20 protein-coding genes, 3 tRNA genes and 1 pseudogene are annotated in these 21,849 nt (G+C 72.9%); 13 read left to right on the top strand and 11 right to left on the bottom strand.

The features are described from left to right. Nucleotides 1–1,042: 1,042 nt before the first annotated feature. Together FHX44_RS13420 and FHX44_RS13415 are read right to left on the bottom strand one after the other, a co-directional pair. The gene (locus FHX44_RS13420; protein ID WP_147256105.1) at nucleotides 1,043–1,861 is read right to left on the bottom strand and encodes a serine hydrolase domain-containing protein; all 819 of its coding nucleotides are present in this window, start codon (nucleotides 1,859–1,861) and stop codon (nucleotides 1,043–1,045) included. Further along, entirely contained in the window at nucleotides 1,854–2,519 is a 666-nt protein-coding gene (locus tag FHX44_RS13415; protein ID WP_246170352.1) for an SDR family NAD(P)-dependent oxidoreductase, read from the bottom strand. Before FHX44_RS13415 ends, FHX44_RS13420 begins: the two co-directional genes overlap by 8 nt. 73 nt (nucleotides 2,520–2,592) lie before the next feature. Here FHX44_RS13415 and FHX44_RS13410 point away from each other — a divergent pair, with 73 nt between their 5' ends. From FHX44_RS13410 to FHX44_RS13395, 4 genes are all read left to right on the top strand, one after another. Beyond that, nucleotides 2,593–3,474 carry a DUF72 domain-containing protein gene (locus tag FHX44_RS13410; RefSeq protein ID WP_212612985.1) on the top strand — a complete coding sequence of 294 codons (882 nt, stop codon included), beginning with the start codon at nucleotides 2,593–2,595 and terminating at the stop codon, nucleotides 3,472–3,474. Further along, nucleotides 3,471–3,974 (top strand): CinA family protein, encoded by a 504-nt coding sequence (locus FHX44_RS13405; RefSeq protein ID WP_246170351.1) that lies wholly within the window; start codon nucleotides 3,471–3,473, stop codon nucleotides 3,972–3,974. The genes FHX44_RS13410 and FHX44_RS13405 overlap by 4 nt, the downstream gene beginning before the upstream one ends. 125 nt (nucleotides 3,975–4,099) lie before the next feature. After that, nucleotides 4,100–4,288, top strand: coding sequence for a hypothetical protein (locus FHX44_RS13400; RefSeq protein ID WP_147256103.1), 189 nt, complete (start codon nucleotides 4,100–4,102; stop codon nucleotides 4,286–4,288). A 157-nt stretch (nucleotides 4,289–4,445) separates the two neighbouring features. Next, entirely contained in the window at nucleotides 4,446–4,640 is a 195-nt protein-coding gene (locus tag FHX44_RS13395; protein ID WP_147256102.1) for a hypothetical protein, read from the top strand. 320 nt (nucleotides 4,641–4,960) lie between these two features. Here FHX44_RS13395 and FHX44_RS13390 read toward each other — a convergent pair whose 3' ends face one another. The 6 genes and pseudogenes from FHX44_RS13390 to FHX44_RS13360 all read right to left on the bottom strand — a co-directional run bounded on the left by FHX44_RS13390 (nucleotide 4,961) and on the right by FHX44_RS13360 (nucleotide 11,262). After that, the gene (locus FHX44_RS13390; RefSeq protein WP_147256101.1) at nucleotides 4,961–6,130 is read right to left on the bottom strand and encodes an MFS transporter; all 1,170 of its coding nucleotides are present in this window, start codon (nucleotides 6,128–6,130) and stop codon (nucleotides 4,961–4,963) included. Between the two features lie 93 nt (nucleotides 6,131–6,223). Continuing rightward, nucleotides 6,224–7,831, bottom strand: coding sequence for an acyl--CoA ligase family protein (locus FHX44_RS13385; RefSeq protein WP_147256100.1), 1,608 nt, complete (start codon nucleotides 7,829–7,831; stop codon nucleotides 6,224–6,226). A 200-nt stretch (nucleotides 7,832–8,031) separates the two neighbouring features. Next, nucleotides 8,032–8,232, bottom strand: coding sequence for a ferredoxin (locus FHX44_RS13380; RefSeq protein WP_147256099.1), 201 nt, complete (start codon nucleotides 8,230–8,232; stop codon nucleotides 8,032–8,034). Between the two features lie 36 nt (nucleotides 8,233–8,268). Continuing rightward, nucleotides 8,269–8,640: pseudogene (locus tag FHX44_RS13375) on the bottom strand (class F sortase); the annotation flags it as partial. Between the two features lie 63 nt (nucleotides 8,641–8,703). Continuing rightward, the gene (locus FHX44_RS42760; protein ID WP_212612455.1) at nucleotides 8,704–9,234 is read right to left on the bottom strand and encodes a hypothetical protein; all 531 of its coding nucleotides are present in this window, start codon (nucleotides 9,232–9,234) and stop codon (nucleotides 8,704–8,706) included. Nucleotides 9,235–9,384: 150 nt separating this feature from the next. Continuing rightward, nucleotides 9,385–11,262 (bottom strand): propionyl-CoA synthetase, encoded by a 1,878-nt coding sequence (locus tag FHX44_RS13360; protein ID WP_147256097.1) that lies wholly within the window; start codon nucleotides 11,260–11,262, stop codon nucleotides 9,385–9,387. Nucleotides 11,263–11,506: 244 nt separating this feature from the next. On the opposite strand from FHX44_RS13360, the gene FHX44_RS13355 reads away from it, so the two are divergent. Both FHX44_RS13355 and FHX44_RS13350 read left to right on the top strand, forming a co-directional pair. After that, the gene (locus FHX44_RS13355; protein WP_147256096.1) at nucleotides 11,507–12,808 is read left to right on the top strand and encodes a GDSL-type esterase/lipase family protein; all 1,302 of its coding nucleotides are present in this window, start codon (nucleotides 11,507–11,509) and stop codon (nucleotides 12,806–12,808) included. A 74-nt stretch (nucleotides 12,809–12,882) separates the two neighbouring features. Continuing rightward, on the top strand, nucleotides 12,883–14,073 hold the full coding sequence (locus FHX44_RS13350; RefSeq protein ID WP_147256095.1) for a PQQ-like beta-propeller repeat protein: 1,191 nt from the start codon (nucleotides 12,883–12,885) through the stop codon (nucleotides 14,071–14,073). A gap of 30 nt (nucleotides 14,074–14,103) precedes the next feature. On the opposite strand, the gene FHX44_RS13345 is transcribed toward FHX44_RS13350, so the two are convergent. Beyond that, nucleotides 14,104–14,484: a hypothetical protein gene (locus tag FHX44_RS13345; protein WP_147256094.1), complete on the bottom strand. Its 381-nt coding sequence runs from the start codon at nucleotides 14,482–14,484 to the stop codon at nucleotides 14,104–14,106. 258 nt (nucleotides 14,485–14,742) lie between these two features. Here FHX44_RS13345 and FHX44_RS13340 point away from each other — a divergent pair, with 258 nt between their 5' ends. The 5 genes from FHX44_RS13340 to FHX44_RS13320 all read left to right on the top strand — a co-directional run bounded on the left by FHX44_RS13340 (nucleotide 14,743) and on the right by FHX44_RS13320 (nucleotide 18,381). Next, nucleotides 14,743–14,976, top strand: a complete 234-nt coding sequence (locus FHX44_RS13340) for a hypothetical protein (protein ID WP_147256093.1) — start codon at nucleotides 14,743–14,745, stop codon at nucleotides 14,974–14,976. Between the two features lie 145 nt (nucleotides 14,977–15,121). Then, nucleotides 15,122–15,194, top strand: a tRNA-Glu gene (locus FHX44_RS13335). A gap of 31 nt (nucleotides 15,195–15,225) precedes the next feature. Further along, nucleotides 15,226–15,299 (top strand) — tRNA-Asp (locus FHX44_RS13330). A 32-nt stretch (nucleotides 15,300–15,331) separates the two neighbouring features. After that, nucleotides 15,332–15,408, top strand: a tRNA-Phe gene (locus FHX44_RS13325). Nucleotides 15,409–17,058: 1,650 nt separating this feature from the next. Next, complete coding sequence (locus tag FHX44_RS13320) at nucleotides 17,059–18,381, top strand: GGDEF domain-containing protein (protein WP_147256092.1); 1,323 nt, start codon at nucleotides 17,059–17,061, stop codon at nucleotides 18,379–18,381. A 56-nt stretch (nucleotides 18,382–18,437) separates the two neighbouring features. On the opposite strand, the gene FHX44_RS13315 is transcribed toward FHX44_RS13320, so the two are convergent. Further along, the gene (locus FHX44_RS13315) at nucleotides 18,438–19,112 is read right to left on the bottom strand and encodes a hypothetical protein (protein WP_147256091.1); all 675 of its coding nucleotides are present in this window, start codon (nucleotides 19,110–19,112) and stop codon (nucleotides 18,438–18,440) included. A gap of 306 nt (nucleotides 19,113–19,418) precedes the next feature. Further along, nucleotides 19,419–20,348 (bottom strand): acyl-CoA desaturase, encoded by a 930-nt coding sequence (locus FHX44_RS13310; protein WP_147256090.1) that lies wholly within the window; start codon nucleotides 20,346–20,348, stop codon nucleotides 19,419–19,421. 288 nt (nucleotides 20,349–20,636) lie between these two features. On the opposite strand from FHX44_RS13310, the gene FHX44_RS13305 reads away from it, so the two are divergent. Together FHX44_RS13305 and FHX44_RS13300 are read left to right on the top strand one after the other, a co-directional pair. Further along, entirely contained in the window at nucleotides 20,637–20,840 is a 204-nt protein-coding gene (locus FHX44_RS13305) for a cold-shock protein (protein WP_142059975.1), read from the top strand. A gap of 372 nt (nucleotides 20,841–21,212) precedes the next feature. Further along, the gene (locus FHX44_RS13300) at nucleotides 21,213–21,746 is read left to right on the top strand and encodes a hypothetical protein (protein WP_147256089.1); all 534 of its coding nucleotides are present in this window, start codon (nucleotides 21,213–21,215) and stop codon (nucleotides 21,744–21,746) included. Nucleotides 21,747–21,849: the final 103 nt, after the last annotated feature.

The raw sequence follows: 21,849 nt of genomic DNA, 5'->3' as shown, positions 1-21,849 counted from the left end.
ATGATTGTCAAGAGAGGTTGGTGGGCGGCGCTGTCGGGGGCAGCGCCGCCCTGGCAGCCGCGTCGACGGCGGCGGGATACGCCGGACGCGGCAAGTCGATGGGGGAGGAGCTGTCCGAGCCGGGCGCCGGTCGCCTCACGGCGCGTGGCACGCCTCGTAGGGCGGCAGAAGGGTGGGACCCGGGGACACGGGTCGCCCGGCATCGGACAGTTCTTCCAACCCTCTCGGGCCGGGATCTGTTCCCGCCCCGCGAGGGGTGTCCGGACCGGGCGCTGGTCGCCTCGCGGCGAGTGGCACGACACGGCTCCAGCCGAACGGTATTCCGTGAAGGCTCTGATATGTGAGACCCGGGGACACAGGTCGCCCGGCCCGGACAGGCTGTACAACGGGCGACCCCGGTGGATGATTCCCGATCGGGCGGCCGGATCCCGGCATGACGGTGGTCACGTCCGCGTGGCGGAGACGGCCGGAGGGCCACGGCTGCCCACGCACCCAGCCTGTTGGGCCTCGGTGGGTGGGGCGATCGCCCATGATCATCAGTTGGGTGCATCGCCGGCGGTATCCGGCCGCGAACCGCCCGTCCGGTGATCATGCCCGCGACGGCCTGGGACCTCCGGATGTGATCGCCCGTTGGGTGCAGCAGCGGCCGTATCAGGCCGTCGATGCACCAGGCTGGCGATCAGCCCACGCCGTCCCGGCCTTGATCACCGGTTCGGTGCGAGGCCGGCCGGATACGGCCGAATCCGCGCCAGGCCGATGATCACGTCCGGGTGGGCCGTCCGTCGGGTAGAGCTGCCGCGAAGCTGGGCCCCGAGCGGACCGGGCGCCTGCTCGCCGAGCTGTACGGCCGGGACCGCTCTCCTGGCATCGCATCGCCGAGCTCGTCGGCCTCTCGATGACCACGGTCTACAGCTGGGCACGCCCCTACCTGCCGCCCGATCCCGGCGAGGAGCGCTCACCGCGCCAGGGGCGCACCAAGAACTGATTCCGACGAACGGCGCGTTCGTCGGATAGGTACCGACGAACGCGCCGTTCGTCGGAATCACAAGGCCGCGAGGACCCCGTCCGTGTACGGGGGCCACGCGTCGAACGACCACCGGCCGAAGTCCCGGTCGGTCAGGACCACGCATGCCGCCCGGGCGTCGGGGTCGACCCACAGGAACGTGCCGGACTGGCCGAAGTGCCCGAAGGTGCGCGGCGAGCTGTTGGCGCCGGTCCAGTGGGGCGACTTCCCGTCGCGGATCTCGAAGCCCAGCCCCCAGTCGTTGGGCTTCTGCCGGCCGTAGCCGGGCAGGATGCCGTCGACGCCCGGGAATGCGACGGTGGTGGCTTCGTCGAGGGTGTCGCGGTGCACGAGGGTGGGGGAGAGCAGCTCGGTGGCGAACCGGGTGAGGTCGGCGGCCGTCGACACCGCTCCTGCCGCGGGCGAACCCTCCAGCCGCGTGTGCGCCATGCCGAGCGGGGCGAGAACCGCTTCGTGCAGGTAGCGGTCGAACGGCATCCCGGCTGCCTCGGCGATGGTCTCGCCCAGCACCTCGAACCCGACGTTGGAGTAGATCCGCTTCGTGCCCGGCTTCGCCTGCTGCACGCCGTCGGAGAACGACAGGCCGGAGGTGTGGGCGGCGAGGTGGCGGACGGTCGAGCCCTCGGGGCCGGCCGGCGTGTCCCATTCCACGGCGCCCTCCTCGACCGCGACGAGCACCGCGTACGCGGCGAGGGGCTTGGTCACGGACGCGAGCTTGAACTCCCGATCGGTGTCGCCCGCGGTGGCGCGCACCCCGGACGGCCCGACCACCGCAGCGGCGACGTGGTCCACCGGCCAGTCGAGCACGGCGCCGACGGCCGTCCGCAGCTCAGGCATCGCCGTACACCGGGATGGCGGCACCGCTGATCGGGGCGGCGTCGGGGCCGCAGAGGAACGCGATCACCTTCGCGATCGCCTCCGGTGCGACCGCCCGCTCGACCTGCTTCGGGGTCATCCAGGCGCGGTTGGCCGGCGTGTCGATCGTGGAGGGGAGCACCGCGTTGACCCGGATGTGGTCGGCCCGCAGCTCCTCGGCCAGCAGCGTGGTGAGCCGGACGACCGCGGCCTTGCTCGTGGCGTGGGCCACCGTGGCCGCGCCGGTCACCGCCGTGCGCGAGCCGACCGTGACGATCGCGCCCCCGCCCCGCGCGGCGAGCCGCGGCGCCACCGCCTGCGCCGCCCACAGGGCGGAGCCGAAGTTGGAGCGCCACAGCCCGTCGAGCTGCTCCTCGTCGACCTCGGCGAGGTTGCCCGGCACGAAACCGCCTGCGAGCGCGACGAGCGCGTCCGGGGTGACGGGCAGCGCGTCCACCTCGGCGAAGGCGGCGTGCACGGCGGGGCGGACGGCGAGGTCGACCGCGACGGCGTGCACACCGTCCTGCGCCCCCAGCGCATCGAGCCGTTCGCCGGGCCGATCCAGTGCCACCACCGGACGGCCTGCGGCGCGGAACTCCGCCACCACGGCGTGCCCGAGGGCGCCTGCCGCACCCGTCACGATCACTGCGTTTACCCGCCCCGCCGGCTGCCGTCCCCCGGTGTCCACCCGGCCATCCTGCCCCTGCCCTGGAATGCTCGCGCGGGTGGCACGGGTCTGGATCGGGACGTCGGGGTGGCGCTACCCACCGTGGCGGGGCACGTTCTACCCGCAGGGCCTGGCCCAGCGCCGCGAGCTGGAGTACCTGTCGCGGCAGGTGAGCAGCATCGAGATCAACGGCTCGTTCTACTCGCTGCAGCGCCCCGAGTCCTACCGCGCCTGGGTCGCCGAGACACCCGACGGGTTCCTCTTCTCGGTGAAGGGTGGGCGGTTCATCACCCACCTCAAGCAGCTGCGCGACATCGAGACGCCGCTGGCCAACTTCTTCGCCTCCGGCGTCCTGGCGCTCGGCCCGAAGCTCGGACCGGTGCTGTGGCAGCTGCCGCCGCGCATGCCGTTCGACCCCGCGCGCATCGAGCCCTTCCTCGCGATGCTGCCGCGCAGCACCGGGGCCGCCGCCGAGCTCGCGAAACGGCACGACGAGCGGCTCGAGGGCCGCGCGCACACCGAGACCGACGCCGACCGGCCGCTGCGGCACGCGCTCGAGGTGCGACACCCGACGTTCTGCCGGACCGGGTTCGTGGAGCTGCTGCGGGAGCAGGACGTGGCGCTCGTGGTGGCCGACACGGCGGGCACGTGGCCGCACCTGGAGGACGTGACCGCCGACTTCGTCTACGTCCGGCTGCACGGCGACACCGAGCTCTACACCAGCGGCTACACCGCCGAGGCCCTCGACGCCTGGGCGGCGAAGGTGCGGGCCTGGCGTGCGGGGGACGCACCGACCGGTGAGTTCACGGTGGCTCCCGCCGGGCCCGTCGAGCCGACCGGCCGGGACGTCTTCGTGTACTTCGACAACGACGCCAAGGTGCACGCGCCGTTCGACGCCATCGCACTGGAGCGGCGCCTCGCCGCATGACCGGCGGCGCGCGCGGGTATTGGGGGCGGATGCAGAGCGAGGGCCGGGATCAGGTTGCGGACGAGATCTCGGAGGAGGCTCGTCGCCGTGGCCTCACCGTCGCCGTGGCCGAGTCGCTGACCGGCGGCATGGTGGCCACCGCGCTCGCCGCGGCCTACGCGGCCAGCGCGTGGTTCCGCGGATCGCTCGTGGCCTACTCCAGCGAGGTCAAGCACGCCGTGCTGGACGTCCCCGACGGGCCGGTCGTGAGCGCCGAAGCCGCCCAGGCGATGGCGTCCGGGGTCCGCCGGCTGCTCGCTGCGGACGTCGCCGTGGCCGTGACCGGCTCGGGCGGACCGTCGGCGCAGGACGGGCAGGAGCCGGGCACCGTCTACGTGGCCGTCGACGACGGGTCCGGCATCCGCGTGCAACGCCTCGACCTCGACGGTGAACCGAGCGAGATCTGCGCCCGCTCCGCGGAGTGCACCCTGCGCCTGCTGCTGGACGGCATGCGCGGTTAGGACGTCGCCTACGTGCATGGAGGGCTTCCCCCCGGCCTCCGGTCGCGCACAACGCGGATGACGGGCGACTCGCGCGGGAGTTGGGGAACAACCCGTTCGCTCTCACCACCCTGCTAGCTCTGCACGTGGCCGACTCCCACGGCATGTGCGCCGCGTACACCCGGCCCGGCACCGGCTACCGGCATACCCCGCGGCCGTGCCCTGACGGCGCGTTGGCGTTGCCGGCCCGCGACAACATCCGGGCGCGGGTCACCGCACGGCGGCTCATGGCCGTTAACGGCGCCGCCACCGGCACCGACGGGGACAAGCGATGAACGCCCACCGGCGGCTCCCCCCTCATCAGCGTCCCCCGACAGGAGTGCGATGAACTACCCACAGCACGGCGGCCCCCCGCACGGCCAGCACCCCGCAGCAGGGGCACGGCCAGCCGCACTACCCGCAGGGATGCGCCGACTGGGTGAAGGCCGACCGATGAACCGCGACGACGCGGCGCAGAGCGAGAGCGCCGAGACCGAGGCGGAACGACGGTCGGCCGAATACGTCCGCCGCGTAGTGGACGACGCGCCACCGTCGGGCGGGGCGCAGCGCAGCAAGATTGCCGCCCTGTTCGCTCCGGCCGTGCGCGAGCTGATGCGGGAAGCGCGGGAACGGGAAGGCCGGTCGTGAACGCCGAAGCGCACGCCGTCCTCGCAGTTCTCATCCTCGCCGCATTGGTGGGGTGTGGGACCACGACGATCGCGGGTCGACCCGCACCGGCGGAACCGGTCGTCACGTCCACCCCTGCACCGGCGACGACCGCGGCACCCGCCACCACCGCCGCGCCGTCCGAGTAGGGATCGGCCTCGAGTCAGCACAAAAGGTCGTGTTCGCGGCGACCACCCATCTGTGCCCGCGCTGACCGAGCTTGCGGCGCCCTGGCGCGCGCGGCCAGGGCCGAACGGGCCCGGCGGTGCCGTCCACCATGGTCACGGAATCCGGCACTGGTGCTAGGAAGTCGCGAGGGGTGCAACGGTGGCGCGGTGGGCGATCAGCATCCGCCTGCCGACCACCATGAGGACGCCGGCGAGCAGCATCGCGGCCGCGCTGGCCAGCCACGCCACCGGGAACGACGCGTGCGCGGCGATGAACCCGAACGCGATCGGCCCGACGAACCCGCCGCCGTACACCCCGACCTGCACGATCGACGTGGCCGCCGCGGGCGCCTCCGGGTGCAGCCGCACGACCGCGAACTGCAGCAGGCCCGGCCACGACCAGCCGAGCCCGAAGGCGAGCACGGTGCCGGTCACGAGCGCGAGCGAGCCCGGCACCGCCAGCAGGACGACCCCGCCGGCGCCGAGCATGAGGCTCCCGGCGACGACCGCGATGTGCCCGCCCGGCCTCCGGTCGGCGAGCCATCCGTTGACCAGCCGCAACGTCAGGCCGACGATGCTGCCCATCGTCAGCGTGAGCCCGGCGAGGCCGGCGTCGATGCCGCGGTCGACGGCCGCCGCCACCAGGAAGATCCCGAGCGCCGTCGCGGCGCCCGCGCCGAACCCGGCTGCCACCCCGATGACGCTCAGCGCTCCGGTCGCCCGGTCGCCCCGCGCCGCGGAGGCCCGCTCCCGGCCGTCCGAACCGCGCGGCGTCAGCAGGAGCGCGCCCAGGGCGAGCCCCGTCCCGATCACGTACGCCCACCGCCAGCCGATCGTCAGCGCGATCGCCGGCACGGCCGCGCCCGACAGCAGCGTCGCGATCGGGATCGCGGCCTGCTTGATGCCGAAGGAGAGCCCGAGCCGCGTGGCCGGCACGTGCCGGGCGAGCGTCAGGTTCGACGAGAGCTGGCCGAGCACGTTGCACCACGCGCAGCACAGCAGCAGGGCCACCAGCGTCGGGTAGGAGCGGGCGAACGCCGCGATCGCCGACATCGCGCACGCGACACCGATTACCGCGATCCGGCTCGTCGGGCCGGAGCCGTACCGCTCGACCAGCCATCCGCACGGCAGCGAGGCCAGCGCGCTGATCCCGAAGTACAGCGCGACGACGAGCCCGAGGCCCGCCGGGTCGAACCCCAGTTCGGCGGAGATCTGCACGGTCAGCGCGCCGGTCAGGAACACCGGCAGCACGGACGCCGTCGTCGTCGTGACGGCGCCGACGGCCGCTCGTACGGGACGAGCCATATGAGCAATGCTAAGCGGTGTCCGGGGTCCCGGCCGGTGTGAGCAAGGCGACCCCGCGACTCGCGTGCACCGAGACCGCGACTCGGGGGGCGCTCAGCCGCGGATGCGGGCCGTGTGCCCCGCCCACTCCTTCTCGCGCAGCTCGAACTTCTGCACCTTGCCCGTGGACGTCTTCGGCAGCTGCTCCACCAGCTCGACGGTCTTCGGCGCCTTGAACCGCGCGATGCGGCTCTTCACGTGCTCGATCAGCTCGTCCGGGGTGGCGGTCTGGCCCTCGGCGAGCACCACGAACGCCTTGGGGCGCTCGCCCCACTGCTCGTCCGGCACGCCGATGACGGCCGCCTCCAGCACCGCCGGGTGGGACACCACGGCCTGCTCGACCTCGATCGTCGAGATGTTCTCGCCGCCGGAGATGATCACGTCCTTGGCGCGGTCGCGCAGCTCCACGTAGCCGTCCGGGTGCAGGACGCCGAGGTCGCCCGAGTGGAACCAGCCGCCTGCGAACGCCTTCTCGGTGGCGGCCGGGTCGTCGAAGTAGCCGAGCATCACGTTGTTGCCGCGCATCACGACCTCGCCCATCGTGGTGCCGTCGGCGGGGACGTCGTTCATCCGCTCGTCCACCACGCGCACCTTGTCGGCGCAGACCATCCCGACGCCCTGGCGGGCCTGCATCCTCGCCCGCTCCTCGGGTGGGAGGTCGTCCCACGAGCGCTGGTACTGGTTCACCGAGTACGGCCCGTAGGTCTCGGTGAGCCCGTAGACGTGCACGATCCGGAAGCCCATCCGCTCGGCGTGGCCGATGGTCGTGGGGCTGGGCGGGGCGCCCGCCGTCGTGATCGTGATCGGGTGCTCCAGATCGCCCGCCTCCGGAGCACGCAGGATCGTGGTGACGACGGTGGGCGCGCCGTTGAGGTGCGTCACGCCGTGCTCCCGGATGAGCCGCCAGACGACGTCGCCGCGCACCTCGCGCAGGCACACGTGCGTGCCGCCCATGGCGGTGAGCGCCCACGGGGTGCACCAGCCGTTGCAGTGGAACATCGGCAGCGTCCAGAGGTAGACGCTGTCGAACGTGTGCCCCGAGTGCACGACCTCGCCGAAGGAGTTCAGGTACGCGCCGCGGTGCGAGTACTGCACGCCCTTCGGCCGCCCCGTCGTCCCCGACGTGTAGTTGATCGAGATGCAGGCGTTCTCGTCCGCGACCTCCCAGGCCAGCGGCTCGTCGTTGCCCCGGGCGAGCAGGTCGTCGTAGGTGACACCGCTGCCGGTGCCGTCGCCCGGGTTGGCCGGGTCGACGATCGTGACGATCTCCTCGACCGTCTCGAGCCGGCGTGAGAGCGACGCCACCGTCGGGTAGAGCGCCGCGTCGACGACCAGGAGCTTCGCCCCGGAGTGGTCGAGGATGTAGCGCACCTCCTCGGTGGCGAGCCGCGTGTTGATCGCGACGAGCACGGCGCCCGCGAGCGGCACGGCGAAGTGGGCCACCAGCATCTCGGGGACGTTGGGGAGCAGGTAGGCCACCCGGTCGCCCGGGCCGATCCCGGAACCGCGCAGCGCGTGGGCCACCCGCGTGACCTCAGCGGCGAACTGCGCGTAGGTCTGCCTGCGGTCGCCGTAGACGATCGCGGTCTTGTCGGGGAAGACCTCTGCCGAGCGCTGCAGGAACGCCAGCGGGGTGAGTGGGGTGTGCCAGACGGCGGTCATCTCGCCTCCTTGCGCGGGGTGCCCCGATCCTCGGTGCTCCCGGGCGGCTCGACAACCACCGAACCCGGTTCCGGCCCCGGCGATACCGATCCCCGTGACGTCGATCGTGCCGTGGCAGTGATCAGCCGTACGCCATCACGGCGGCGGTCGCGCTGGCGTGCTGCTCGTGGCGACCGCCACCGGGCGTCCCGCTGCCCCGGCTAACCCTCGTCCTCGACGAGGCTGATGGCCGCGCGCGGACACGCGGCAACGGCCTGCTCGAGCCGCGGCCGGAGCTCCTCCGGAGGGTTCTCGTCGAGGATGTAGAGGAAGTCGTCCTCCCGCACCTCGAACACCTCGGGGACGATGCCCATGCAGACGGCGTTGGACTCGCAGAGATCGAAGTCGACGGCGACCTTCATCGCTCCATCGTCCACCGCCGCCGCAGGGGCGGATACTCAGGCGACCCTCACCAGCCGCGCGTACGCCACGACGTTGTCGTGGTAGTGGCCCGTCCCGGTGTCGAACGCGCCGCCGCAGGTGATGAGCCGCAGCTCGGGGCCTGCGGTGTTGCCGTAGACGCGTTCGGTCGGGAACCGCGCCTTCGCGAAGCGCTCCACGAGGTAGGTCGAGAACACCGCCGTCGAGCCGTCGGCGCGGACGACGGTCACCTCGTCTCCCGGCTCCAGCTCGCCCAGGCGCTGGAAGACCCCGGGCACGCCCTCGTAGTCGACGTGCCCCGCGATGACGGCCGGTCCGGGGGACCCCGGAGTGGGGGCGAGGGTGAACCAGCCGGCCGTGAGGGCGTCCGGGGGCACCTCGAGGGCACCGGCCGCACGCCGCGAGCAGGGCGACGGCGGCCCCCACGAGCACGGCTCGCAGACGGGCGCCGGTCACGACAGGGCAGGCCCGCCGGTGGCCACTCCGCCCTCCGGGTACACCGCGACCTGCTGGTCCTCGGTGTCGAAGTGGTCCTCGCAGGCGATGTCGTCGTCATCCGCGTCGAGCCGCTCGGGGCCGTCCCCCGCGCTCTCCTCGAACGCGGCCTGCGCGTCGGCCTGGGAGTCGAAGTCGGCGCAGTCCCGGTCGCCGCTGCCGCCGACCGCGTCGCCCTTCTCGTCGTCGTCCCCGTCGGCGTCGTCCTCCTCGGGGGCGGCCGCCGGAGTGGTTTCGGGCGTGGGGTCGTCGTCAGCGGCGCCGCTGGACCGGAGGGCCGGGATCGACTCGCACAGGTCCTCGACCCGGAGCCGCTCGGGCGCGGCGACCGCGTCCAGGGCGGCCTCGGCGTCCTGGAGGCCCAGGTCGGCGCAGCTCGGGCGGTCGAGACCCTCGGAGGCCAGCGCGGTGCCGGCCATCGTCACGACTAGTGCGCCGCTGGCTGCGGCGGCGATCAGGGACAGCCGGGTGCGTCGGGTAACGGACATGAGAGCGGGTCCTCTCGCTGTACTGCGGGGAGCGGCCGCCGTTGGGGAGCGTCGGCCTGCACGTTTAGCTCCGCAGCAGCACTATCCGTTACTGGCCGACTACGAATTGCTCCATCCCGCCCCGTCCTGTCCGGCGAACAGCGCCCCCCGCTACTCGCGACGCAGCACCGGGCGGAGCGCGTCGAGCACCTCGGCGCTCTCGATCGTGGACGGCACCGGCTCGTCGACGCCGTCCGCGATACCGCGCATCGTCTTGCGGAGGATCTTGCCGGAGCGGGTCTTGGGCAGGGCGGCCACGACCGCGACGTCCTTGAGGCTCGCCACGGCCCCGACCTGGTCGCGCACCAGCTGCACGAGCTCGGCCGCAACCTCGTCCTCGTCACGCTCGACACCGGCCTTGAGCACCACGAACCCCCGTGGGACCTGTCCCTTCAGCGGGTCGGCCACCCCGATCACGGCGCATTCGGCGACGTCGGGGTGCGAGGCGAGGACCTCTTCCATCCCGCCGGTGGACAGGCGGTGCCCGGCCACGTTGATCACGTCGTCGGTGCGGCCCATGACGTAGAGGTAGCCGTCCTCGTCGAGGTGCCCGCCGTCGCCGGTGAGGTAGAAGCCGTCGAAGGCGGACATGTAGGACGCCACGAAGCGGTCGTCGTCGTTCCACAACGTGGGCAGCGAGCCGGGCGGCATCGGCAGCCTCACGACGATGGCGCCATCGGCACCCGGTGGCATCGGGGCGCCGGAAGGGTCGAGGACCTGCACGTCCCATCCCGGCAGCGGCTTGGTCGGTGAGCCGGGCTTGATCGGCAGGAGCTCGATGCCCGCGGGGTTCGCGACGATCGGCCAGCCGGTCTCGGTCTGCCACCAGTGGTCGATCACCGGGATGCGGAGCAGCTGCGACGCCCAGCGCTGGGTCTCCGGATCGAGGCGCTCGCCGGCGAGGAAGAGGTACTGCAGCGACGAGATGTCGTGCTTGCGCGTGAACTCGCCGTCCGGGTCCTCCTTCTTGATCGCCCGGAACGCGGTGGGCGCGGTGAAGAGGCTCTTCACGCCGTACTCGGCGACCACCCGCCAGAACTGGCCCGCGTCGGGCGTGCCCACCGGCTTGCCCTCGTAGAGCACGGTGGTGGCCCCGGTGAGCAGGGGCGCGTAGACGATGTAGGAGTGCCCGACGACCCAGCCGACGTCGGACGCCGTGAAGATCGTCTCGCCCGCGTCGACGGCGTACACGTTGGGCATCGACCAGCGCAGCGCCACCGCGTGACCGCCGCCGTCGCGCACCACGCCCTTCGGCTTCCCCGTGGTGCCGGACGTGTAGAGGATGTAGAGCGGGTCGGTGGACTTGACGGGCACGCAGTCGGCGGGCGTGGCCGACGCCATCGCCTCGGCCCAGTCGACGTCGTCGGGGCCCATGGCGGCCTCGGCCTGCGGGCGCTGCAGGATCACGCGCTTCGCAGGCTTGCGCTCCGCGAGCTCGATCGCGTCGTCGAGCAGCGGCTTGTACTCGATCACGCGCTTGCCCTCGATCCCGCAGGACGCCGAGACGATCACCGACGGCGCCGCGTCGTCGATGCGCACGGCCAGCTCCTTCGGCGCGAACCCGCCGAAGACCACCGAGTGCACGGCGCCGATCCGCGCGCAGGCGAGCATGGCGATCGCGGCCTCGGGCACCATCGGCATGTAGATCACCACGCGGTCGCCGCGGCCGACGCCGAGGCCGGCGAGCACACCCGCGAAGCGCGCCACCTCGTCGCGCAGCCGGGCGTAGGTGTAGGTGCGCCGGGTGCCCGTGACGGGGGAGTCGTAGATCAACGCCGCCTGCTCGCCGCGGCCCGCGTCGACGTGCCGGTCGAGGGCGTTGTGGCAGACGTTCAGCTCGCCGTCGGGGAACCAGCGGTAGAACGGCGGGCGGGATGCGTCCAGCGCGCGGGTGGGCGCCACGTGCCAGTCGATCGCCTGCGCCGCACCGAGCCAGAATCCCTCCGGATCTTCCGTGCTGGCGCGGAAGACGTCCTCGTATCCACCCATCCGCCGGCCTCCTCGCCCTCGGGGTCCCTGGCCGTGACACTAGGCCGTGTCCGGAGCGGATCGCAGGCCTGCGCGAAGGCCACCTGGCCGGGTGGTGAGATCCCCCTCCATCGGGTACGCGGAGTGCTGCGGGATGAGCGCAACGTAGCGTGACCACCCGTTCGGCCGACTACCTGCGGGGTGTCGCGCTCGTTCCACGTTGCGTAGCTGAGCAATCACGGCAGGCGACGGATGGAGGGACGCGGTGATCGGGTTCGGACGCAGGTGGGGCGGCGGCTGGCTGCCTTCCGCGCTCGCCGTGCTGGTGGCGCTCACCGGCTCGATCGGCCTCGCGGTCGCCACCGACGAGTCGTACCTGCCCGTCTCCGCCAAGGCCGGCGCCTGCCGGCCCACCTGGGTCACCGGCTGGCAGGCCGCAGCCCAGCCGGGTCCGTCCCGGCCCGGTCTGGGCGGTGCCACGGTGCGGATGGTCGTGCACCCGCAGGTGACCGGCTCGAAGGTGCGGCTGCGGCTGTCGAACGTCTACGGCGCCACCCCGCTCGCCGTCGGAGCCGTCACCGCCGCCCGGTCCGACGGGGCGGCCGGCCTGATCCTCGGGACGGCGCGGCCGGTCCCGTTCGGCGGTCGGCAGGCCGTCGTGATCCCACCGGGTGCCGAGGTCGTGAGCGACGCCGTCCCGCTGGTGGCGGAGGCGGGCAGCCCGCTCGCGGTGAGCGTGTTCCTGCCGGTGGTGCCGCAGGTGCTCACCCAACACCCGGTGATGCAGGCCGCGTACCTGTCCGGTCCCGGTGACGTCACGTTCGGCGACGCAGGCGCGTTCGGGGCGCAGATGCCGTCCTCGGTGGTGCTCACCGGAATCGACGTGTACGCGCCGCGCCCGCAGAACTCCGTGGTCGCGGTCGGCGACTCGATCACCGATGGCATGGGCGCCGCGCCCGGGGAGAGCTGGCCGGACGTTCTCGGCACGCAGCTCGTCGACGCAGGCGGGGCGACCACGATGGCCGTTCTGGGCGCCGGCATCTCCGGGAACCGCCTCCTCGCCGACACCGGGCCGCAACAGGGCGATGTCCCGCTCGCCCGGTTCGACCGCGACGTGGCCGCGGCCGGCGGCGCCACCGACGTCGTGCTGAGCATCGGCACGAACGACATCGCGGCGGGCCGCAGTGCCGCCGACATCGCCGCCGGGCTGCAGCGTTTCGCGGAGCGCGCCAGGGCCGCGGGGAAGCGGGTGTTCCTCACCACGGTGACGCCCTCCGCAGCCGGAGCGCACGGCACTCCGGCCGCCGTGGCCGCGCGTCGAGAGCTGAACGCGTGGGTGCGCGAGCACGGGCCCGCGTACGCCGACGGCGTCTTCGACTTCGCCGCCGCGGTGGCCGATCCCGCGGACCCCGACCGGCTCGCGCAGCCGTTCGACGCGGGCGACGGCCTGCACCTGTCCGCCGCGGGCTACCGCGCGCTGGCCGCCGCCGTCGATCCCGCGCTGTTCACCGGCAGCCCGTGCCTGGCGGGCAACCCGCCTGCTCGGGTGCTCGTTTCGAACCGCTGACGACGGCCCCGTCGTACGCTTGCGCGTCGCGCGGTGATCATGATCAGGTCGACACCGCTGCCGACGCGGGCGCCGTGGTGCAACCGCTCGGGATGCGGGGCCCGGCCGCGACCGGGCCGTCCCGGCTCCACGCGCTGCTGGGCGACCGGGTTCGGGGAGGTGTGATGGGGCGCGGTGCGAGCCGCCGGACGGTGCTGGTCACGGCTCTCGGCGGAGGCGTTGCCGCGGTCGCGGGTGCGATCGGGCTGGCCGCGCTCTCCGCGTCACGACCGCCGTCCGCGCCGCGGGTCCCGCACCTGCGCTGGAGCGCGCCGTTCGGAGAAGCCGACGAGCCGGTGGGGGCGTGGGCGGCTGACGACACGACGCTCTACGCGTGCCGTGATCAGGATGTGGTGCGCGCGCTGGACGGCGCCACGGGTGCTGTCCGGTGGACCGCCGCCACCCACGCCTGGTACGTGGTCCCCAGCGACGGCGTTCTGGTCTTCGCCCACGCCGAGGCCGTCGGCGCGCTCGATGCGGCCACCGGGCGCCCTGTCTGGGAGATGCGTCGCGCGAGCTCGGTGAACCATGCGATCGACGTCAGCCACGGGACGGTCGTGGCTGTGGCGCAGGAAGGTGTTCCCACCGACCCGCTCGGGTTCCCGATGAAGGTCGTCGCGCTCGACGCCGCGACGGGTGCGCGGCTCTGGACGAGCGAGCAGTACGAGTTCGTGGGGACCCTGCGCGTCGGGGCGGGAGCCGGTGCCGCGTACTACTGCCAGGACGAGCGGCTCGTCGCGCGCGAGATACGAACCGGAGCGGTGCGCTGGACCGCGCCCGTCATCGGAATCAACGCCGAGGTGCTCGGAGCCACCGAGGACTTCGTCGTCGTGCGGGACAACGGTCTGGTCGTGATCGACGCCGCCACCGGCCGTCGGTGCTGGGGGGCGAACTGGCAGGTGTCGTCGGTGGCCTTCGCCGGCGGGTTGCTCGTGGCCCAGACGATGGTGGGTACCAGCAGGGCCAGGCTTTCCGCCGTCCACGGCGTCGATCCGGCGTCCGGGACGCTGGTCTGGACGGTGCTCCCGTCCGGCGAGCCCGCCTCGCCCGCCGTCAGCACGGACGGGTTCGTGTACCTGTCGGTCCGCGACGGGGCCACGTCCGCGTACGGCGCGGCCACCGGCGAACTGCTCTGGCGTCACGACGCCGGCACCCCGGTCGCAGCACGTGGACGCGACGTCTACCTCCTCGCAGGCGGCGAGCTGCACGCACTCACAGGCCCCTGACACGGGCGGGGAGCGCCCGGGTACATCGGCTCAGCGGCGGCCCAGCCTCGGGAGGAAACGGCGCTTCGGCTGCTCGTCGTCGTCCTCGACGAGGGGGAGCGGTCCGGTGGGAGTGTCCTCGCGGTTGAGCCGATCGATCACCCATTCCACGGCGAGCGCACCGGGCGAGACACCCCGGTCGGCGGCGATCCGGCGCAGCTGCTCGATGCGCAGCGCCGGCAGCCGGAGCTGGAACACCTGCGCAGACCCGAACCGGCCGGTGAGTTCCGTGGGGTGCTCCTCGCTCGCACCGCTCAGCGCGGCGAGGTAGGAGTCGAGCTCGCGGTCCGGCTCCGGTGACTCGGGCTCGGGGCCCCGACGTTCCGGCGCGGGCGCGCGATGGCGGGAGCGAGGCCGTTCGGAGGGCGGCATGGCAGGCAGCCTACGCGCGGCAGATGTGCCCAGCGTGATCCTCTGTCCGGACCCTCACCCGCTAAGAGGGGTGCACCGGACGCCCCGTCTTAGGTAACGTGCCGGTCACGGCCACGGGGGTGGCTGCGGGGCGTTCCGATCCGGGGTGGGGTACCCGGGACGGGTGATGGCAACCGGTTTCCGGTGGACGGCGCGGTCCGCGGGATGGGCGCCCCCGGCATGGCCGACGAGAGCTGGCGACCGCACGGGGAGGCGTCGATGACCATCGGTAGCGCACGTACGGAACTCGGGGGGGACCGGCTCACATCGAGCGGGTCGATCCCCAACCAGCGCACTGCGGCCGACGCGTACCGCGTGTCCGAGGAGCAGCTGCACCGGGCGCGGATGGTGGTGGCTCGCAACTCGGCCGACTCCGAGGACCTCCGCCAGCTCCTCGACATGCTCGGGCTGATCTCGGCCAACCCGGACCTCCCGCCGCCCGTCACGCGCTGAGCGCCGGCCGCCCGGAGCGCTCCCACCTGCACGGGAGCCGCTCCGGGCGGATGGTGCACCCCCCGGGTTCTGGGAGGCGACCGGCTTGTCCTATGCTTGTTCCGCTCCCAACGGACAGCCGTTGCGGGCGGGGACCTCGGTCCAAGCCCCCATCGTCTAGCGGCCTAGGACTCCGCCCTTTCAAGGCGGCAGCGCGGGTTCGAATCCCGTTGGGGGTACTGTTCGACAGCGGTACAACTGAACAAGCAAGGCCCAGTGGCGCAGTTGGTTAGCGCGTCGCCCTGTCACGGCGAAGGTCGCGGGTTCGAGTCCCGTCTGGGTCGCTTTACTTCCCGGTGTGCAAACACCGGGTCTCGGCCAGGTAGCTCAGTTGGTACGAGCGACCGCCTGAAAAGCGGTAGGTCGGCGGTTCGACCCCGCCCCTGGCCACCATCCCTGGCTTCGCATGTTCGCTGCGCTTCGCCGCAGCTTCCCCATCGGGCTGGTGGGCCGTCTTCTGGGGGTCAAACCCCCAGACCCCCACCCCGGGTGGGCTCCGCCCCTGGGACGCCCCGCCGCTGGGCGCGTCGATACCTCGGCCGCCGGTGGGTGCCGTCCCGGACCACCCCGAGACTGGCTCGCGCACCCGTGTCGGCTCCGGCATCCCGTGACCTTTGGCGCACCCGTGTCGGCTCGCGCACCCCGTGGCCTCTGGCGCACCCCGCGTCGGCTCGCGCACCCCGTGTGCTCTGACGCACCCCGTCGACGGGGTGCGTGGGCCGACGAGGGGAGCGAGGGCGGAGAAGGGGTGCGCGAGTTCCGCGGGCGCGCCCGCCCGAGCACTCCGCGGCGGCTTGATCAGCAGTTCGGCGCGTTCCCGGCCGAATGCGGCCGTGCTCGCACCCAGCCGGTGATCATGGCCGTGCAGCCGCCTCCGAGGAAGGGCGCGTGCAGGGGCTTGATCAGCAGTTCGGCGCGTTCCCGGCCGAATGCGGCCGTGCTCGCACCAACCCGGTGATCATGCCGTGCAGCCGCCTCCGGGGGAGGGTGCGTAGAGCGGCTTGATCAGCAGCTCGGCGCGCACCCAGCCGGTGATCATGGCCGCGCAACCGCCTCCGGGGAGGGGCGCGTGCGGGGGCTTGATCAGCAGTTCGGCGCGTTGCCGGCCAAATGTGGCCGTGCTCGCACCCTGCCGGTGATCATGGTCGTGCAGCCGCCTCCGGGGAGGGGCGCGTGCAGAGCCTTGATCAGCAGCTCGGCGCGTTGGCGGCCGGATACCGCCGTCGTCGCGCCAACCCGGTGATCATGGCCGTGTAGCCGCCTCCCGGAAGGGACGCGTGCAGTGGCTTGATCAGCAGCTCGGCACGCTTGCGGCCGAATATCGCCGTCCTCGCACCGAAGCGCTGATCATGCCCGGGAAGCCGCCTCCGGTGGCGCCGCGCGCCCAGAGGGCAGGCCCCTGGCCTGCCCGCGCAGCCTGCCCGAGGGGTCGCAGAGGCTCGCCTGTCAAGGGTCGCGCAGCGATCGCGAAGCGACGCCGGAGGCGCCCTTGACAGGTGAGGGGCGGCCCCGCACGATGCGCGGCGCCACCGGAGGCCCACCGACCTGCGCGGGCGCTGGAGGCCCACCGACCTGCGCGGGCGCTGGAGGCCTACCGAGCGCGGGCGCTGGAGGCCCGCCGACCTGCGCGCCGCGACCCGGTCCCCCGCCACCCGGCCCGCCGACATGCGCGCCGCCACGCGACCCGTCGACCTGCGCGGCGCACCGGAGGCGAGGCCCGCCGCCGACCTGTGCCGCGCCACCGACCGCCGACCTGCTCGGGCATGTCCGACACACATTTGAGCGCTCGTCGCGGCCATGTTATGACCGGCGTCACAGCGCCGGGGTGGGCTCAGACGCCTCGGTTAGTCTCGCCTCAGTGCTGGGTGTCGCCCTCGGGTCCCCGCCGCGGGAACACACCGCATACCCGTTATGGGCGGTTGCGCCGCCCGAAGGGGCGGTGCATGGCGAGTGCCCGATGACGTAGGGTCGCCATCCGGCTACCATCCGCCCGGATGGGGGACAATCGAATGCGATGACCGCCCGGTGAAAGGTTTCAGGGGGATGCGAGTGCCGCGACGCGGGGTGGCCCGGTGGGCCGTCTGGACCCTGCCGGTCCCGGTCCTCGCCGTGATCCTCGCCGTCGAGCTGCTGGCGGTCGGCACCCTCGCCACCTCCGTCCCACGTGACATCGCCCTGCTCCCGCACAACTGGGCACTCGTCGTGGCTGTCCTCGTCGCGGCCGGGGTGCTCAGCACCGAGGCCTCGCTGGGCGTCGAACGCATGCGGCACCGCTCGGACGAGACGCCGCACATCGACCTCAGCTCCGTCTGGACGTTCGCGGCCGCCGCGCTGTTGCCGGGGGCCGCCGCCAGCCTCGTCGTGCTCGGGATCTACGGGCACCTCTACACGCGGGTGTGGCGGGGCGGGATACCTCCGCACCGCGCCATCTACAGCACCGCCACCGTGGTGCTCGCCGTGCAGGCCGCCTCGGCCGTCACCGGGTTGGTGGAGCGCACGTCCCTGTTCCAGAGCCTGCCGGGCCTGGCGGCGGTGGTGCTCGCGCTGCTCGCCTACGCGGCCGTCAACATGGTGCTGGTCGTCGCCGTCATCGTGTTGAGCGGCCCGAACCGCGACCTCGCCACCTTCCTCCACGTCCTCACCCGCGGCGACGAGGCCGTGCTGGAGTTCGCCACGCTGTCCATGGGGGCGCTCGCCGCCGGGGCCATGGGCGCGCTCGGCCCGGCCTACGCGGTGCTGGTGCTGCCCCCGCTGATCGTCCTGCATCGCACCGTCCTGGTGCGGCAGCTCGAGGAGGCCGCGAGCGTCGACGGCAAGACCGGCCTGCTGAACGCAGCGGCGTGGCACGTGCGGGCCGTCCGCGTGCTGCGCAGGGCCGAGCGCACCGGTGGCCGCGCCGGCCTGCTCGTCCTCGACCTCGACCACTTCAAGATGGTCAACGACCAGTACGGCCACCTCGTGGGCGACCACGTCCTCGCGGCGGTCGCCGCCGCCGTCCGCGCCGAAGTGCGCGACGAGGACCTCGTCGGGCGGTTCGGCGGCGAGGAGTTCGTGGTGCTCCTCCCGAGCACCGACGCCGAGGACGGGCGGGTCGCCGCCGTCGCCGTCGCCGAGCGCATCCGCAGGCGGGTGGCCGACATCCAGGTCGACGTGCCCGACGCGCGCGGCGGGGTGGTGGTCGACAACCTCACGGTCTCGATCGGCGGCGCCTCGTTCCCCGCCGACGGCGCCGACCTCGCCCAGCTGCTCGAGGTGGCCGACGCGGCCATGTACGCGGCGAAGCGAGCGGGACGCAACACGGTGCGCATGGGCCTGCACGCCGTCCCGAGCGGCGCCGTGCGGCCCGTCCCGCCCCACCACTCCTGAGGCGGAGCGGATACGGGTGCTCCGGCACCCGTATTCGCTCACGACCTGCAGATGGCTCAGCCGTCGCTGGGCACGGCCGTGCCGCTCTCCTCGGGCTCCTCCGTCGGCTCGACGGTGGTGGACTCGGTCGGCTCGCTCTGGGGGACGGCCGCGGCCGGCGCGCCGAGCGGCAGCGGAAGCGCGCCCGCACCTGGAAGCGCGCCGGCACCCGGGAGCGGGGGCAGTGAGGGCGTGGGCAGCGGATCGGGTAGCTGGGGGACGCCCGGCACGGCGGGGTCGCCCGGCCCCGCGGCGCCGGGGAGCGCTGGGACGCCCGGAAGGGGCGGCGGGGCGGGCAGCGACGGCGTCGGCACCGGCAACGGCGGCTGCGGGAGCTGCGCCGGAGCCTCCGGTCCGGCGAGCACGGCGGCGGGCACGCTCGGGACGGAGAGCGTGGCGGACAACGCCGGTGCAACCGTTCCCCCCGGCGCGGCGGCGGGAAGCGCGGGTGCCGGCGGAGGTGCCTGCAGGAGCCCGCCGAGCAGGTCGCCGACGGCGGACAGGACGTTGTCGAGCGGTGCCTGCGGCACCGTCGGGACAGCGGGTACGGGCTGCGTTGCGGCGGTGCCCATCCCGACGGCGTCGGGTGGCAGCGGCTCGGCGGCATGGGCCGTAGAGGTCCCGAGCCCGGCGACGAGCACCCCGGCGGTCATGGCGGTGATCGACAGGGTCCTTGCGTTCCGACTCCGCATCGGAGCCTCCCCAGATCGGACGGACAGAACGCCCGGAATGATGCGTCTGGGGCTGGTGTGACACCAGAGGAAGATCCTGGACGTGGCGGGGTACCGGAACGATCGGTGATCACGGATGCCGGATCAGGTGTCCCCGGTGGGGGTTGGCCGGTCGCCGACCGGCGTGGACATCTCACGGAACGCGCATTGCAAGATCGACACGCCGAGCGGTTTCATCGCTCGTTCGCCTGGGATACGTGCCGGGGGCGCACCGGCCGGTCGGGTGTCACACCGTGTGCAGGAATCGGCCGGCTCGGTGACGCAGGGTCAGCGGGTCAGTCGCGCCAGCCGACGCGTCGTCGGCCATCGCACGGAGTGCGCCCAGCCGAGCCGCTCGAAGAACCAGATGATCCGGGCCGAGATGTCCACCTGACCGCGCTTGACGCCGTGGCGGGCGCATGTGGGATCGGCGTGGTGGAGGTTGTGCCACGACTCGCCGAACGAGAGCACCGCGAGCCACCAGACGTTCGCGGAGCGGTCGCGCGCGGCGAACGGCCGGTCACCGAACATGTGGCAGATCGAGTTGATCGACCACGTCACGTGGTGCAGCACGGCCACCCGCACCAGGCCGGCCCAGAACAGGGCGGTGAGCGCGCCCCACCAGGAGAGCGAGACGAGACCGCCGATCAGCGCCGGGACCAGGAGGCTGGCGAGCGTCAGCGGGAGGAAGAGCCGGTCGACGGCCACGATGTCGCGGTCGGCGAGCAGGTCGGGGGCGAAGCGGCGGGCGTTGGTGCGATCGCGGCCAAGGATCCAGCCCATGTGCGAGTGCCAGAACCCGCGGATCATCGCGGCCGGCCCGGTGCCGAACAGCCACGGCGAGTGCGGGTCGCCTTCCTTGTCGGAGAAGGCGTGGTGGCGGCGGTGGTCGGCGACCCAGCCGATCACACCGCCCTGGAAGGCGGTACTGCCGATCACCGCGAGCGCGATGCGCAGCGGCCGCTTCGCCTTGAACGAGCTGTGCGTGAAGTGCCGGTGGAACCCGACCGTGACGCCGAGCCCGGTGAGGTAGTAGAAGAACACGGCGAGCACGACGTCCAGCCAGCTCAGACCCCATCCCCAGGCCAGCGGGACCGCCGCGGCCAGCGCGAGCAGTGGCACGACCATGAACGCGACGACGAGAGCCTGCTCGGTGACGGTCTTGCGGCCCTCGACGAGCGGGGCGACGGCGGGCCGGTGCTGCGCGGCAGCGGTCATGGGACTCCCTCTGTCTCCGAGTGGATAGATCACGGTACGGCAACGACGGGCTCCCGCGGAGGGCTCGACCTGCCACTCCGACCTCGAATCCTGCATTCGGAGCACGCCGCCGTGGTAGGTTCTCCGGCGGTTGCAGTCGTGTCTTCCTCGATCGTTGTGAAGCGTCCGTGGAGAGTGACGGTGGGCTTCGCAGGCGTTCGAGGGCATCCTCTTCGTCCGGCGATGGTCCCGTGCAGCCCCCGGCCGGCACACAGTCGGCAGGGTCCGCTACACGTATGGAGAACAGGTATGCCCCAGGGCACCGTCAAGTGGTTCAACGCCGAAAAGGGCTTCGGCTTCATCGCCACGGACGACAACGGTCCGGACGTCTTCGTCCACTACTCGGCCATCCAGTCGGACGGCTTCCGCACGCTCGAGGAGAACCAGCGCGTCTCCTTCGAAGCGAGCCAGGGCGCGAAGGGTCCGCAGGCCGACACGGTCCGCCCGATCTGAGCTAGCCCAGACCTGCACGACCGGTGCCGGCGTCCCCCAGGGGCGCCGGCATCGCTGTGTTTCCGGCACCCCTGTTCCGGCACTGCTGTGGTTGCCAGGGTGTTGCCGCCCCTGCCGCTGGGCGTCGACGACCGGTTTTCGTCCGTCTGACGGTGTCGACACCGGCCGTCGGTCCTCGGTCGCCAACCGGTCGCCTGCCGTTCACCGGCGGTGAGTGAGTGCATCCTCAGCGGTGATCCCCGCTCGTCTCGGCACTCGGTGCGATCGTCGCTCTCCGCTCCACTACCCGTTCCCGGCGCGTCATGCTCGGTGTTGTGCCTCACAGGAATGCGGCACGAAGCACAGCGAGACGAGTGGCACGGAGGTCATCAGATGTCGGGCTGGGACAGCTACCGCGCGGTGTACGGCGCGGAGCTCCGCGCGGCAGCGCACGAATTCGATGACCACGGCTGGCCGGTGGTGGCGGCATCGCCCACCGCGCTGCTGCTCGTCACCGGCACCGCGCTGGACGTCTTCGAGGTTCCGGCCGCCGTCGGCCGTCAGGTCTGCGCCCACATGCGCGGCACCGGCTCCGTGGTGCCGATCGCCGCAACGCCCACGGGCGCGTGGTGGTTCCCCGTCACTCCCGGCGCGGTGCTCCCCGCGGAGCTCCGTGGCGTCGACGGCGTCGTCCTGCACACCGCGGGGGCAGCCGTGCTGGCGCCACCGTCCGAGGTCCAGGACGGCTGGGTGCACTGGCGCGTCGCCCCCTCGCTCACCGGCTACCGGGTCCCGGAAGCCGAGACGATCCTCTACGCCGCCGCGGATGCGCTGCGGTGGCGTGCCGACCGGACTGCGCACCCGGGCGCCCAGCGGCCCGCCGGAGCATTGGCGGTCGGGATGCGGTCCTCACTCGATGTGATGTAGGACCGCCAGCCGGCGACCGGTTCGCCCCTGTTGACGCGGCTCGTCGCGCCGCGCCGGGGACACCGGGGCCGCCGGTGGTGCGGCGCCCGAGGGGGCACTCCTC

It is taken from the genome of Pseudonocardia hierapolitana (assembly GCF_007994075.1).
In the GTDB taxonomy this organism is placed as follows: domain Bacteria; phylum Actinomycetota; class Actinomycetes; order Mycobacteriales; family Pseudonocardiaceae; genus Pseudonocardia; species Pseudonocardia hierapolitana.
Note: the sequence above shows the minus strand (reverse complement) of the source record. Positions and strands in the feature narration are given on the sequence as shown.

What these genes read in the sequence shown, in the direction of transcription:
- FHX44_RS13320 (WP_147256092.1), top strand. Translation starts at nt 17,059, where the DNA reads ATGCGAGTGCCGCGACGCGGGGTGGCCCGGTGGGCCGTCTGGACCCTG.
- FHX44_RS13300 (WP_147256089.1), top strand. Translation starts at nt 21,213, where the DNA reads ATGTCGGGCTGGGACAGCTACCGCGCGGTGTACGGCGCGGAGCTCCGC.
- FHX44_RS13395 (WP_147256102.1), top strand. Translation starts at nt 4,446, where the DNA reads ATGAACCGCGACGACGCGGCGCAGAGCGAGAGCGCCGAGACCGAGGCG.
- FHX44_RS13410 (WP_212612985.1), top strand. Translation starts at nt 2,593, where the DNA reads ATGCTCGCGCGGGTGGCACGGGTCTGGATCGGGACGTCGGGGTGGCGC.
- FHX44_RS13420 (WP_147256105.1), bottom strand. Translation starts at nt 1,861, where the DNA reads ATGCCTGAGCTGCGGACGGCCGTCGGCGCCGTGCTCGACTGGCCGGTG.
- FHX44_RS13310 (WP_147256090.1), bottom strand. Translation starts at nt 20,348, where the DNA reads ATGACCGCTGCCGCGCAGCACCGGCCCGCCGTCGCCCCGCTCGTCGAG.
- FHX44_RS42760 (WP_212612455.1), bottom strand. Translation starts at nt 9,234, where the DNA reads ATGTCCGTTACCCGACGCACCCGGCTGTCCCTGATCGCCGCCGCAGCC.
- FHX44_RS13345 (WP_147256094.1), bottom strand. Translation starts at nt 14,484, where the DNA reads ATGCCGCCCTCCGAACGGCCTCGCTCCCGCCATCGCGCGCCCGCGCCG.
- FHX44_RS13385 (WP_147256100.1), bottom strand. Translation starts at nt 7,831, where the DNA reads ATGACCGCCGTCTGGCACACCCCACTCACCCCGCTGGCGTTCCTGCAG.
- FHX44_RS13390 (WP_147256101.1), bottom strand. Translation starts at nt 6,130, where the DNA reads ATGGCTCGTCCCGTACGAGCGGCCGTCGGCGCCGTCACGACGACGACG.
- FHX44_RS13380 (WP_147256099.1), bottom strand. Translation starts at nt 8,232, where the DNA reads ATGAAGGTCGCCGTCGACTTCGATCTCTGCGAGTCCAACGCCGTCTGC.
- FHX44_RS13340 (WP_147256093.1), top strand. Translation starts at nt 14,743, where the DNA reads ATGACCATCGGTAGCGCACGTACGGAACTCGGGGGGGACCGGCTCACA.
- FHX44_RS13315 (WP_147256091.1), bottom strand. Translation starts at nt 19,112, where the DNA reads ATGCGGAGTCGGAACGCAAGGACCCTGTCGATCACCGCCATGACCGCC.
- FHX44_RS13360 (WP_147256097.1), bottom strand. Translation starts at nt 11,262, where the DNA reads ATGGGTGGATACGAGGACGTCTTCCGCGCCAGCACGGAAGATCCGGAG.
- FHX44_RS13405 (WP_246170351.1), top strand. Translation starts at nt 3,471, where the DNA reads ATGACCGGCGGCGCGCGCGGGTATTGGGGGCGGATGCAGAGCGAGGGC.
- FHX44_RS13305 (WP_142059975.1), top strand. Translation starts at nt 20,637, where the DNA reads ATGCCCCAGGGCACCGTCAAGTGGTTCAACGCCGAAAAGGGCTTCGGC.